Source organism: Streptomyces sp. NPDC048338 (assembly GCF_043201055.1).
Taxonomy (GTDB): Bacteria; Actinomycetota; Actinomycetes; order Streptomycetales; family Streptomycetaceae; genus Streptomyces.
On the sequence record NZ_JBICYQ010000012.1, the window covers coordinates 250,587 to 262,534 of the forward strand.

Annotated in this window: 12 protein-coding genes; 5 read left to right on the forward strand and 7 right to left on the reverse strand. The window is 74.0% G+C overall.

Features of this window, described 5'->3' with window-relative positions; translation table 11 throughout:
• Positions 1 to 28: 28 nt before the first annotated feature.
• A complete protein-coding gene (gene fdxA, locus ACGFZF_RS27255; protein ID WP_003985062.1) occupies positions 29 to 349 on the reverse strand; it encodes a ferredoxin in 321 nt (106 codons plus the stop codon).
• A gap of 112 nt (positions 350 to 461) precedes the next feature.
• On the opposite strand from fdxA, the gene ACGFZF_RS27260 reads away from it, so the two are divergent.
• Both ACGFZF_RS27260 and ACGFZF_RS27265 read left to right on the forward strand, forming a co-directional pair.
• Complete coding sequence (locus ACGFZF_RS27260) at positions 462 to 1,472, forward strand: GNAT family N-acetyltransferase (RefSeq protein WP_393558278.1); 1,011 nt, start codon at positions 462 to 464, stop codon at positions 1,470 to 1,472.
• The gene (locus ACGFZF_RS27265) at positions 1,469 to 2,287 is read left to right on the forward strand and encodes a tetratricopeptide repeat protein (protein ID WP_393558280.1); all 819 of its coding nucleotides are present in this window, start codon (positions 1,469 to 1,471) and stop codon (positions 2,285 to 2,287) included. Before ACGFZF_RS27260 ends, ACGFZF_RS27265 begins: the two co-directional genes overlap by 4 nt.
• A gap of 68 nt (positions 2,288 to 2,355) precedes the next feature.
• On the opposite strand, the gene ACGFZF_RS27270 is transcribed toward ACGFZF_RS27265, so the two are convergent.
• The gene (locus tag ACGFZF_RS27270) at positions 2,356 to 3,297 is read right to left on the reverse strand and encodes a hypothetical protein (RefSeq protein WP_393558282.1); all 942 of its coding nucleotides are present in this window, start codon (positions 3,295 to 3,297) and stop codon (positions 2,356 to 2,358) included.
• A gap of 58 nt (positions 3,298 to 3,355) precedes the next feature.
• Positions 3,356 to 4,285 carry a phosphotransferase gene (locus ACGFZF_RS27275; protein WP_393558284.1) on the reverse strand — a complete coding sequence of 310 codons (930 nt, stop codon included), beginning with the start codon at positions 4,283 to 4,285 and terminating at the stop codon, positions 3,356 to 3,358.
• Between the two features lie 238 nt (positions 4,286 to 4,523).
• Between ACGFZF_RS27275 and ACGFZF_RS27280 the strand changes: the two genes are divergently transcribed.
• The 3 genes from ACGFZF_RS27280 (at position 4,524) to ACGFZF_RS27290 (ending at position 6,791) form a co-directional block, all read left to right on the forward strand.
• The gene (locus tag ACGFZF_RS27280; protein WP_393558286.1) at positions 4,524 to 5,084 is read left to right on the forward strand and encodes a TetR/AcrR family transcriptional regulator; all 561 of its coding nucleotides are present in this window, start codon (positions 4,524 to 4,526) and stop codon (positions 5,082 to 5,084) included.
• Between the two features lie 187 nt (positions 5,085 to 5,271).
• On the forward strand, positions 5,272 to 5,496 hold the full coding sequence (locus ACGFZF_RS27285; protein ID WP_393558288.1) for a hypothetical protein: 225 nt from the start codon (positions 5,272 to 5,274) through the stop codon (positions 5,494 to 5,496).
• A gap of 233 nt (positions 5,497 to 5,729) precedes the next feature.
• A complete protein-coding gene (locus tag ACGFZF_RS27290) occupies positions 5,730 to 6,791 on the forward strand; it encodes a hypothetical protein (RefSeq protein ID WP_393558290.1) in 1,062 nt (353 codons plus the stop codon).
• Positions 6,792 to 8,123: 1,332 nt separating this feature from the next.
• Here ACGFZF_RS27290 and ACGFZF_RS27295 read toward each other — a convergent pair.
• From ACGFZF_RS27295 to ACGFZF_RS27310, 4 genes are all read right to left on the reverse strand, one after another.
• Positions 8,124 to 10,205: a hypothetical protein gene (locus tag ACGFZF_RS27295; protein WP_393558292.1), complete on the reverse strand. Its 2,082-nt coding sequence runs from the start codon at positions 10,203 to 10,205 to the stop codon at positions 8,124 to 8,126.
• Between the two features lie 173 nt (positions 10,206 to 10,378).
• On the reverse strand, positions 10,379 to 10,807 hold the full coding sequence (locus ACGFZF_RS27300; protein WP_393558294.1) for a DUF6113 family protein: 429 nt from the start codon (positions 10,805 to 10,807) through the stop codon (positions 10,379 to 10,381).
• A complete protein-coding gene (gene mshB, locus ACGFZF_RS27305) occupies positions 10,804 to 11,712 on the reverse strand; it encodes an N-acetyl-1-D-myo-inositol-2-amino-2-deoxy-alpha-D-glucopyranoside deacetylase (protein WP_393558296.1) in 909 nt (302 codons plus the stop codon). The genes ACGFZF_RS27300 and mshB overlap by 4 nt, the downstream gene beginning before the upstream one ends.
• A gap of 41 nt (positions 11,713 to 11,753) precedes the next feature.
• Positions 11,754 to 11,948 carry a hypothetical protein gene (locus ACGFZF_RS27310; protein ID WP_137993529.1) on the reverse strand — a complete coding sequence of 65 codons (195 nt, stop codon included), beginning with the start codon at positions 11,946 to 11,948 and terminating at the stop codon, positions 11,754 to 11,756.

Here is an 11,948-nt window from a genome sequence, read left to right on the forward strand (position 1 = left end):
AGGCCGTACGGGACCGAGGGCGGTTCGATCAGCCGTTCTGCGGCGGCAGAGCGGCGATGAAGGGGTGGTCGCGCTCGATCAGGCCGAGCTTGGAGGCACCACCGGGCGAACCGAGCTCGTCGAAGAACTCGACGTTCGCCTTGTAGTAGTCCTTCCACTCCTCCGGGGTGTCGTCCTCGTAGAAGATGGCCTCGACCGGGCAGACCGGCTCACAGGCACCACAGTCGACGCATTCGTCCGGGTGGATGTACAAGGACCGAGAGCCCTCGTAGATGCAGTCGACGGGGCACTCCTCGATGCATGCCTTGTCCTTGACGTCGACACAAGGCTGCGCGATGACGTAGGTCACGCTGTCGTTCCTCCTCGATAGGGCTGGTCTGCGCGGGAGCGCGGCGTCGTCGATGCCCGCCCCTAGTATCTCCGTTCTTGGGGACGATCCGAACAGGAGGGGCGGAGAAGCTGTGGAATTCACCGCGGGAGGGCGCCTTGAGGTGCGAATCACCCACTCTGACGTGGGAAAACGCGTCTCGGTTCGGTACGTGACGGACTCGTCCGCACCCGGCGCGAAGTTCACCGACGCGGTCGGCGTTCTCACATCGTGGGACACCGGTGTGCTGCTGATCACACGCCGGACCGGTGAGAGCGTCCGGATCGCGGAATCCGCCCTGGTCGCGGGCAAGGTCGTCCCCGCCGCCCCGGCCCGTCGGCGCGGCCCCGCCGCCTCCTTCGAGGAGCTGGCCCGGGTGACCGCGCGCGCCTGGGAGCCGGTGGAGAGCGAACCGCTCGGCGAGTGGACGCTGCGCGCGTCGGCCGGCTTCACCCGGCGCGCCAACTCGGTCCTGCCGCTCGGCGATCCCGGCCTCCCGCTCGACGAGGCGCTCACCCGGGTGCGGTCCTGGTACGCGGCCCGCGATCTGCCGGCGTACGTGCAGCCGGCGACCGGCGCCGAGGGCACCCAGGAGCTTCTCTGCGCGGAGCTGGAGCGGCGCGGCTGGCGCCGGGAGGTCTCGGCGGAGGTGCGGACCGGCGGTCTCGCGGCGGTCGGCGACCTGGACGCGGACGTCTCCGAGGTCCGCCTGTCCGGCTCGGTGGACGAGCCGTGGCTCCGGCGCTACCAGCGCTCGGGCGAGCCCGGACCGCACGTGCTGAAGGTGCTGGGAAGCGGCCCGCGTGTGTGGTTCGCCTCGATAGCGGGCACGGGAGACATACCGGCGGCGATCGGGCGCTGTGTGGTCGACGGCCGCTGGGCCGGCTTCATGGCGGTGGAGGTCGACCCCGCGTACCGGCGCCGGGGCCTGGCCAAGGCGGTCATGACGGCACTCGCGCGACGGGCGCTCGACGAGGGCGCGTCGGCGGCCTGGCTCCAGGTGGAGACGGACAACGACGGCGCCCGGGCGCTGTACGAGGTGATGGGCTTCGCGGTCCACCACCACTACCACCACTACCGGCACCACGGATCGGCGGAGGCGTGACGGACTGGCGGCAGGAGTTCGCGGAGGAGGCCCGGGCACGGCGTCCGGACCTCGCCCGGCTCTGCCTGCTCGTCGGCGCGGTGGCGGACCCTGCGGTGACACGGCACGACCTGGACGCGGCGGAGATCGAACTGGACCGGCTGGCCGGACTCCTGCCGTACGGCGTCCACGGCGCCGACGCCTGGCGTACGGCACTCGGAGAGCTGCTCGGCCGCCGCGAGGGCTTCCAGGGCGTCCCGGCCGACTACCAGCGGCTGGAGTCCTCGCTGCTGCACGAGGTCCTGCGGCGGCGCCGGGGCCTGCCGATCCTGCTGTCGGTGGTCTGGATGGAGGTCGCCCGCCGGGCCGGGGCGCCGGTCTACGGCCTCGGTCTGCCCGGTCACTTCGTGATCGGCTTCGGCGACCCCGCGGAGCAGGTCCTCGCCGACCCGTTCGCCGGCGGCCGGGCGATGACGAGCGCCGACGCCGAGCTGGTGGTGGCGGGCGCGACGGGCGAACACCTCGACCCCACGATGCTGCGGCCCACGAACCCGCTGGAGATCGTCCTGCGCGTCCTGAACAACATCCGCGCCTGGGCGGCGCCCCGGCCGGAACGCTCGGCGACGGCGCTGTGGGCGGTGGAGCTGTCCCTGCTCCTGCCCTCCCACCCGGCCCGCCTGCGCTACGAGCGCGCCGAGCTGCTGGTGCAGCGCGGCGAGTTCCTGACGGGCGCGGCCGAGATGGAGGCGTACGCCTCGGTGGTGGCCGCGGTGGAGCCGAGCGCGGCGGCCACGATCCGCAACCGCGCGGCGGCGGCCCGGGCACTCCTGAACTGACCCGCGCGCTCCTGGACCGACGGCCTCCCCGCTCCCGAAGTCACGGCGGCCAGGGCCGGCCGGCGCGCTCAGCCCTCGCCGTCCGCCCGGAAGACCCCGCCGTCCACGACCTCGTCCTCGTCCTCGTCGGGCTGCCAGGGCGGGATCGTCCAGCGCAGGACCGTGCCGCCGCCACGTGGTTCGAGGGTCGCCGGATACACCTGCCCGTAGGCCCGTTCCCCCCGGTGCCGCATGGAGTGGTCGCCCGGGTCCCAGCCGATGCCCAGCACGGCGAGGCCGTCCAGGTCGATGAGCCCCTGCAGGAGGGGATGGGGCCAGGCGGCGCGCTGCAGCAGATGGAAGTGGTTGTGCGGTTCGACCGACCACACGAGCCCCTTGCCGGGCCCCTCCGCCAGCCAGGTCGCGAGGCGGGCCTCGCGCTCCCGCGCCTCGGCCAGGGGCAGGTCGAGCCAGCCGCGCGGGCCGTCGCCCCAGGCCGTCTGCGGGATCCGTTCACCGCCCAGGACGGCGTGCGCCTCGTCCTCGTACAGGCCCCAGTAGGTGAGGTCGGCCAGCCCGTCGACGGACTCGCCGCCGATGCCGACGAACGAGTCCAGAACCACGGCGTCCGCGAGGACCATCCCGCACCGGTCGACGGGGAGGTCCCCGAGCGCCACCGGCGCGGGGGCGCGCTCCCCGGGCCACGGCAGGCCGAGATCCACCTCCAGGACGGAGATCGTCGGCTCGTCGTCGAAGGGCGACGGGGAGGTCAGGGCCCGGACGGGCAGCGGCCGGTCGGACGCTGCGGGCACGACGATCGCCTCGCCGTGCTCCGAGCCGGATTCGCCCTCGTCCGGGCCCGTGAGATGGCCGCCGGTCGGGGGCAGTTCACCGGCGCGCTCGGCGAGGGGCCGGCCCACCCGGGACCACCCGTCGATCCAGCCGGCCATTCCCAGCACGAGCAGGCCCGAGGGGGCGGTCACCTCGCCGAGCGCGGTGAAGCTCCCGTCGGCCGCGGAGTCTTCGGTCATGCACCGCATTGAACCCCACGCCTCCGACACTCCTCGCGGGAGCCTGTCGAGCGCGCGCTCAGAGAACCCGGAGGTCCCGCTCCACCGAGGCGACGAAGCCCACCATCTCCCGGTGGTGGTCGGCGAGGGCCGGGTCCGGGCGGTGCACGGTGTGGCGCCGGTAGCGGTGGAAGGCGATGATCAGCGCCGCGTGGACGATCTCCAGCGGCAGCAGGGCGAGATCCTCCGCCGAGAGCGCCGCCGTCTCCTGGTAGCCGTCGAGCAGGGCCCGCAGCCGCTCCGGGTCCAGGGCGCCGTCCACCCGGGCCAGCCCGACGGCCGCCATCCCGAGGTCGAGCAGCGGATCGTCGAGGGACACGGTCTCCCAGTCCAGGAAGGCGAGCCGGTCGCCCCGGACGAGGACGTTGTCGTCGAAGAGGTCGCCGTGCACGATCACGGGCATCCGCTCCCGGCCCGCCTCGCCGGCGCGCACCCGAGCCAGCCGGCCGACCGTCCACGCGGCGAACTCCCGGTCCGCGAAGCCGGAGATCAGCGCCTCGTCATCCGGCGTGAGCCGCCGCGTGCCCACCGGCAGGTCCGCCAGCCCCGGCACCCCGGCCGGCAGGGCGTGCAGCCGCGCCAGAACGCGGCCGGCCTCGGGCAGCAGCGCGAGCGGCAGCGGACGGCGGACCTCGCCCTCGATCCACTCCTTGAGGAGCACGGGCCGCTCACCGGGGAAGGCGACGAGGGACCCGTCGGTGGTCGGCACGACCGTGCAGGTGGGCACACCGAGCCGCCGCAGGGCCCGGGTACGGGCGGCGAGTCGGCCGGCGCTCACGGCGTCGTGGTCGTCCAGGACGGTGAGGACGTACTCGTCCGAGGCGGTGGAGAGCCGGAAACTGGAGTTGGCCGCGCCACCGGCGAGCGGTACGAGCCGCAGAGGCTCGATGCCGTAGGCCCGGGCCACCGCGGGCACGTCGATCTGGTCCACTGCGGTGTACGTCGCCACGCTGTTCGTTCCCCTCGGGTCCCGGCCGCCTCCGCGGGCGCCGCTCCTGCCGGCGGCTGTGCAGCGCGCGGCGCCCCAGTGTGCGGGCCGGCGGCCGCGCCCGTCCAGGCGATTGCGGGAGGCCGGGGACCCTCCTGAACAGGAACTCCGTCTATACGATGCCGTACGGACAGCGGGCCGGCACCCGGCCCCGCGACGGCCGCGGGGATGCCGGCCGGGCCGAGGGGAGACACGGATCATGGGCGCGACCCGCACGCCGCGCGGCAGGTGGATCGAGGAGGGACTGCGGGCCCTCGCCGCGGGCGGTCCCGAGGCCGTCCGGATCGAACCGCTGGCGCAGTCCCTCGGGGTCACCAAGGGCGGCTTCTACGGCTACTTCGCGAACCGCGACGCCCTGCTCGGCGAGATGCTCGACACCTGGGAACGCGCCGTCACCGAGGCGGTGATCGAGCAGGTCGAGAGCGGCGGCGGCGACGGCCGGGCCAAGCTGGAGCGGCTGTTCACGATCGTCGCCACCTCCGGCGACGAGCCGATGCGGGGCATCGCGATCGACCTCGCGATCCGCGACTGGGCCCGGCGCGACGAGGCGGTCGCGGAGCGGCTGCGGCGTGCCGACAACCGGCGCATGGAGTACCTGCGCACCCAGTTCCGCACGTTCTGCCCGGACGAGGCCGATGTCGAGGTGCGCTGCATGCTCACGTTCTCGGTGCGCCTCGGCAGCCGGCTCATCGCCGCCGAGCACGGCGACCACAGCCGCGCGGACGTGATGGCGCTGACCCGCGAGTGGCTGTTGCGCTGACGCCACGGGCGCGAGGCGAGTGGGCGGGACGGGGGCGAGGCGGCGGGGACGAAGCGGGGGTGGGCCGGGTGCGGCGGCCAACTCCCCCCGTGTGCCGGTCGCGTTGTCGCCGCGCGAGCCCCTACCGAGCGTAACGTGACCCACGCCACTGTGTGACCGGTTCCCCACACAGAGCGAAAGGCGCGCAATGGACACACCTCACGGCCCGGGCAGCTTCGTCGCCCACACCGGCACCGACGTCTACGGCCCCGGCAAGGTCATCGGTTCCGACGGCACCCACCGGCGGGTGCGCTTCGTGCACTTCGTCGCGACCGTCCGCGTCGACGACCTCCGAGCCGCCTCACCTGGCGAGACGCGGGAGATCCAGGAATGGCTGCGGGCGAAGAGGCAGCGTTACGGAGGCGACTGGTGACGGCGCCGCCGACTCGGCGCGGGGGTACGCGGACCCGGACCGCGCCCTGGGGTCCGCGCCGGGCCGTCCGCTCCCCGTGCGCGCCCTTCTCGCGCCCCCCACGGAGGGTGCCTGTCACACGAAGTGACCGTCCGACTACCGGAGTTGCTGTACGGTGAGCGCAAAGCGGCCCCCGAGCCGGTTGCAGCCGGCGCCGAGGGCCTTCACTTCGAGTGCTCTTGGAGGCACCCGGAATGCTTCGCCATGCTATCCCTCCGGCGGCGCGCTTCAGTCAGATCCCGAACGAGATCCTGCGCCATCCGCACCTCAACGCGGACGCCGTCCGCCTCCTGGCCTGGCAGCTCTCCCTGCCCGACGGCGTCGACGAGCCGCTGTCGCGAACAGCCGGACGGGCGGGTCTCGGAAAGCTCGCCTTCCTGCGCGCCAAAGGCCAGTTGAAGGCGACGGGATACGTCCACGAGTGGCGCGAGCAGGTCGAGCGGGGGCGCTGGCACACCCGGCAACTCGTCTCCAACGTGCCGCTGAGCCCGGCGGAGGCGGCACTCGTCCGCTCCCCGGAGGGCGGGAGGGTCCGACCGGGCGAAGCGACACCGGCGGACCCCACGACCGACGGAACCCCGACGGACCACACCGCCGGCCTCCCGCTCCCCGTCGATCCACCCCTGCCGACCTCCGCACCCGCGCCTGTGCCTGCCCCTGCGGGAACCGTTCGCCCGACACCCGCCCCTCCGGGGGCCGTTCCTCCGGGGCCCGTCCCTCCGACGGCCGATCTCCCGGCCGCCGGTGCGCCGATGGCCCGGTCCGTCGGCCGTCATCCGAAGAAGACCTCCGGAGGAAACACCTCCCACCCTCCCGCGCCCCCCGAGGCGCGACGGGCCGTCGAGCAACTGACCTCCCTGGACCCCCGACTGCGGATGACACCCCGCGCGATGGTCCCCGAACTGGCCGCACTTGCCGCCCGCTGGCTGGCGGCGGGCCACTCGGCCGAGTCGCTGCGCGGCGCCGTCGCCCGCTCCCTGCCCGCACGGGGCGAACCGGTGCACCACCCCGGTGGCCTGCTGCGGTACATCCTCCGCGAGGTCCCGCCACCGTCCGCCCCGGCCACGCCTCCGCCGCCCACGGTCGCCGCGATGCGGGAGTGCACGGGGGCCCGGCACGTCCAGCCGATGCTGTTCCGCCCACTGGCCGAGGAGGAGCTGTGCGGCCCCTGCCGCACGGAACCCCCCACGCCCCCCACCCACTCCCCCGGCGCCACCCTGGCCAGAACGGCCCTGCGCACCGCCACGGGGACGTGACCGGGGCGGGGGGAGGGGTGGGGGCAGGGGTGGACGGCCTGCGGGCGCACGGGGACGGCAGGGCGGGTACGGCGGGCCAAGCGGGTACGGCGGGGCGCGAGCAGGGGCTCATGGGGCCGGGCAACGGCGGGAGCGACTGGCAGGGGCGACGGTCGGGCAGGCAGCAACGGGAGGAGCCGGCAGGGGCGACGGTCGACCGGGCGGCAGCGGGGCGAGGCACGGACGGAACGGCCGACGAGGGGGCGAGGCGGCGATGGCGGCACAGGGCCTTGCGGGTGGGGGCCTGGGGTCTTGGGCTGCTGGGTCCCCGTTTGTTTCTGGTGGCTGGCCGCCCTCTCTCCGAGTGTGGCGGGTTACGGCGCCGCATCAAGGGCGCTCCTCGTTCCTCGTCGCGTCGCTGCGCGATGGCCTGGCGGCCACCCTTGACCCGTCGCCTTCACCCGCCTTTTCACACTCGGAGGGCGGCCCGGGGGGGTGGGCCCAGGCGGGGGGCCGGGGGCGCGCAGCGCCGTCGGCCCGCGTCGGGTCCGGGGGTGGTTCAGCGCAGCCATTGAATGGGGCAGTCGGGCACGGCTTAGCGGGTGCCACTCGTCTCTCGGCGGAGATTCATGCCCCGCTGGTCAATGCCCGATGGGGCGAAGCCGAATCCGCCGCCGTCATCGCCAGCTCGGGCCAGGGCGGATCCCATCCACCCCACCCGTCCCAACGCCCGTCTGGGATCGGCTGCCCGATGACGCTACGGCGTACATTAAGCACGCCGAGAGTCCGATATGCCCCGTGAAGTCCCATATCCCGCCCGGTTACCGCAAGTAATGTACGTCGTAGCGTCATTCGGGATGACTCCCCCTGCCGGACAGACCGGAGCGGGTCGAATCGGCCGGGCCGGACGGGATGGCGGCCGGCTTGAGACGTCGACCCTTCCAAGGGCTCGAGGACCCGGCTTCACCCCCACCGGAGAATGACCAGCGGGGCATGAATCTCCGCCGAGAGACGAGTGGCACCCGCTAAGCCGTGCCGGGTCACCCCATTCAATGGGTGCGGGAAGCCACCCCAGACAGACGGACGCCTACGGCGCCCGGGGCACCCCGAACCCCCCGCCTGGACCCCCTCCCCGGGCCGCCCTCCGAGTGTGAAAAGGCAGCCGGGACCGGGCGGTCAAGGGTGGCCGCCAGGCCATCGCGCAGCGACGCGACGAGGAACGAGGAGCGCCCTTGAGGGCACGGACCCGGCTGCCACACTCGGAGAGAGGGCGGCCAACCACCAGAAACCAACGGGGACCGCCCGGCCCCAAGACCCCCAAGCCCTCCGCCCCCAAGACCCCCCGGCTCGGGCTCAGCCCTGGCCGTTGAGGTCGATGACCTTCGTGCGCTCCGCCGGGGTCTTGCCGAGCAGGGCCTCGCGCATCGCGAAGGCCACGTCGTCGGCGGAGACCTGGTGCTTCTTGCCGTCGCCCTTGGTGATCATGATCCCGTCGAAGACGCCGTCGAGGAGGCCCTCGATCGCCTTCTTGTCGTAGACCTCCACCAGGCGGCCGTCGACCGCCTTCATGGAGAGGATCTTCGGCAGGGACTTCGCCGGGCCGAACTTGATCTCCTTCGAGCCCGCCTTGATCGTGACCAGGCCGGACATCGCGGGCTCGGCGAACTCCTTCATGGCCCGGTCCAGCTCGGCCTTGGTGATCGTGGGCTCACGGCTGACGACCGGCAGCTCGACGACGGACGCCTTGCCCGTCTCGACCTGGGCGCGGTACGCGTCCCGGACGGAGACCACCGAGCGCGCCACGTCCAGGCCCTTGCCCGGCTTGCCCTCCACGGCGGTGACCTTGCCCGGCGAGAAGACGATCGTGCCGTCTGTCGCCGAGCCGGACGCCCCGGCCACGTCGGCGAGCGCGGCGGCCAGCTTCTCCTGGTCGACCGGGAGCTTCGGTTCGGCGACGCGCTCGCCGCCGAACAGGGAGCCGATCACGGAGACGGGGTTGTAGTCGCTGCCCGCCGCACCGCGGACGGTCTCCTGGCTGTCGAGGGAGAGTCCCGCCTTGTCCGGCGCGAGCTCGACCTCCTTGCCGCCGACGTCGAGCCTCAGCGGGGCGTGGGCCCGCTTGCCGAGGGCGGAGTCCAGCCGGTTGACGGCCTCCTCCTTCGTGCCACCGCCGATGTCGACGCCGAGGACCGTGGTGCCCTTGGGTACCTCGGAGTGGTTCAGCAGCAGGCCGGCGCCGTATGCGACGCCGAGGAGGCCGACGACGCCGACACCCGCGAGGACCAGCTTGGAGCGGCCCTTCTTCGCCGGGGCCGCCGGGGCGGGCCGGGGCGCGGGGCGGGGGGCCGCCGGGGCGGCGGGGCCGCGGTCGGGGGCGGTCCGCTCGGGGGTCCGGGGTGCGAGGTCCGGGCCCGCGGGGACGACGGGGATGCCGCTGGTGAGCGTGTCGCCGGAGATGTGGGCGGCGCCGTCGCCCGGTGCGACGGGGCCGGCGCTCTGCGGCGTCAGGATCGCGGTGTCGTCGGACATGCGGGGGGCGCCGCCGAACGGGTCCCCGGCGAAGGGGTCACCCGCGAAGGGGTGGCCGGCCAGCGGGTTGCCGGCCACGGGACCGCCCATCGGGGCGCCGGCCGCCGGGTTGCCGGCGACCGGGCCGGTAGGTGCGCCGCCGACGGGGCTGCCGCCGGTGACGGGGCCTCCGGTCGGGCCGGCCGGCGGCTTCGGGCCGCGCGGGGAGAAGGGGTCGCCGTCGGGGCCGTAGGCGCTCTCGTCCTTCGGCGTGCTGAGGAACATCGGCGTGCCCGACGCGGGGGTGGCCGAGATGGAGGGTCCGGCGACCCTGGGGATCGAACCCGTCGCGGGGCCGGCGAAGCCGGATCCGTGGGCCTGGGAGCCGCCCTGGGACGGCGTCCCGCCCTGGACCGGGGGTGCCGGCCGGGTGGGGGGCGTCGCCGGTCCGGCGCCCGCGGGGGCCGCGGGTGCCTGCGGGGCGGCGCCACCGGGGGCCGGGGCCGACGGCTTGCGCGGGGCGAACCAGTCGCTCGTCTTCTCCTCCGCCTTGGGAGGCTCCGGCACCGGGGCCGGGTCCGGCTCCGGTGCGGCCTGCGGCTCCGCCGCCGGCTCGGCGGCCGGAGCGGGCGCGGCGGAGGCGCCGGAGTCACCCATCGGCTTGCGGACCACGACCGGCGGGATCGGCCGCGAACCCGGGATGTTGATCCGGATCCGGGTCGTCAGCGTGGTCTCGGTCTTGGGCTCCTCCGGCTGCGGCGGCTTGGGCGCGGCGGGGGCGGCATCCTCGGGCGCGTCCTGCGTCGGGTGGAGCGACGGATACTGACGGGATCCGTACGGCGGTGTACCCGAGGGGTAGGCGGCTCCACCGCGCCCCTGGGCGCCGGAGGACGAAGTGTCAGTCTCTCGACCAGTTTCACGACTCAAAGCAGGATCTCCCGGTTGGCTCCACCGCCCGCTCTTGCTGGTGCTCGTGTACCGGGCGGCTCGGCGGCGCGCACCACCATACTGGCCGCCGCCGACTCGTACCCGACCGCCGGTGGCTCTGCGACGGGCATTCCGGCCGAAGTCCGGGCAGTGATCGGCTCAAGTCGGCCTGCTCACGGGGCCGGAGGCGACAGCCGGGGCAGGGTGGCGCAGATCACAGCGATCGCCATGCCTCCGAGCAGGTAGATCATTTCCGCGACTCCGCCGCCGAATGCGCCGTCCCCTTCCGCCCGTCCGAAGCTGAGCAGCACGATCGCGACGAGCCAGCCCGCTCCCGAGGCGACGACGCCGAGTTGCGTGCCGGTGGCGCGCAGGCCGCCGTAGAACACCCCCGCGGAGGCGAGCAGCGCGAGGATCAATCCACCGGGGAACCAGGCGCTTTGGACGAAAGAGCCCGCCGTTCCGACCAGCGCCCCGAGGACGAAGAGGAGTACGTACCAGGCGGCGCGGGCGTTCAGCCGCGGGCCGGACGAGGGGGCGGGCGGGGTGCCGGGGCGGCTCTCGGGCCGGGCGCCGGGGCTGTTTTCGGGGCGGGGGCTCACGGCGTCACCACGCCGGCGAAGAGGTCGCCCTCGCGCTCGCCGCGGGGTGCGCCGGGCTCGCCGTGGACCAACTGGTAGTACTCCGTGGTGAAGATCGGCTGCCCGAGGTCGTTGGAGAGGGCGAAGTAGGGCCCGTCCACGGCGATCTGCGTGGCGTGCGCCTCCATCGCGGCGGTCTTGCGCGCCGTCGCGTCCGCCCCGCCGTCGATCGCGGTGGTGATCAGGGAGTCGTCGACCACGCCCGGGACGTCGTCGATGTCCGCGATACCCGGGAAGTCGGGTGCCGCGGCGCGCAGCTGGGCGAAGCCGGCCTCGGCGACCGATCGGGGGACGCGGTTCCAGTAGGTCTTGTCGATCCGGTGGGCGGGGCCGAGCTCGGGACGGTAGTCCGGGTCCGCGGCCAGCTCGGCGGCCCGGGTGGCGACGCGGTGGGCCTGGATGTGGTCGGGGTGGCCGTAGCCGCCGTCGGGGTCGTAGGTGACGAGGACCTGGGGGCGGGTCTCCCGGATCACCGCGACGAGGTGGGGTGCGGCGTCGTCGACGGCGGTGTTCCAGAAGGCGCCCTCACGGCGGTTCTGGTCGGCGCCCATCATCCCGGAGTCGCGGAAGCGGCCCCGGCCGCCGAGGAAGCGGTGGTCGGTGACGCCGAGCTCCTTCATCGCGGCGGCGAGTTCGGCGACGCGGTGGTCTCCGAGCCGGTCCTCCCGGTCGGGTGCGAGATGGGCGAGTTCGGCCGGAATGACCTCGCCCTCCTCGCCGAGGGTGCAGGTCACGAGGGTGACCTGGGCGCCCTCCGCCGCGTACCGGGCCATGGTCGCGCCGTTGTTGATCGACTCGTCGTCGGGGTGCGCGTGCACCAGGAGGAGACGACGGGCTGGGCGGTCCGCCGCGGGGAGATCGGTCATGGCCCCACCCTACGAGGCGGGGCCGCGGTCGGTTCGCGAGGTCAGAACTTGAGTCCGCCGATCATGCCCGCCACGTTCGTGGTGAGCGTGCTGATCGACGGGGCGATGGACGAGCTCGCCAGGTAAAAGCCCAGGAGCGCGCAGACCGCCGCATGTCCAGCCTTCAGCCCGGATTTCCGGATCAGCAGGAAGACGACGATCGCCAGCAGCACCACCGCCGAAATCGAGAGTGCCAC

Coding starts and splice junctions, on each gene's coding strand:
- ACGFZF_RS27290 (WP_393558290.1), top strand. CDS start 5,730: ATGCTTCGCCATGCTATCCCTCCGGCGGCGCGCTTCAGTCAGATCCCG.
- ACGFZF_RS27270 (WP_393558282.1), bottom strand. CDS start 3,297: ATGACCGAAGACTCCGCGGCCGACGGGAGCTTCACCGCGCTCGGCGAG.
- ACGFZF_RS27285 (WP_393558288.1), top strand. CDS start 5,272: ATGGACACACCTCACGGCCCGGGCAGCTTCGTCGCCCACACCGGCACC.
- ACGFZF_RS27280 (WP_393558286.1), top strand. CDS start 4,524: ATGGGCGCGACCCGCACGCCGCGCGGCAGGTGGATCGAGGAGGGACTG.
- mshB (WP_393558296.1), bottom strand. CDS start 11,712: ATGACCGATCTCCCCGCGGCGGACCGCCCAGCCCGTCGTCTCCTCCTG.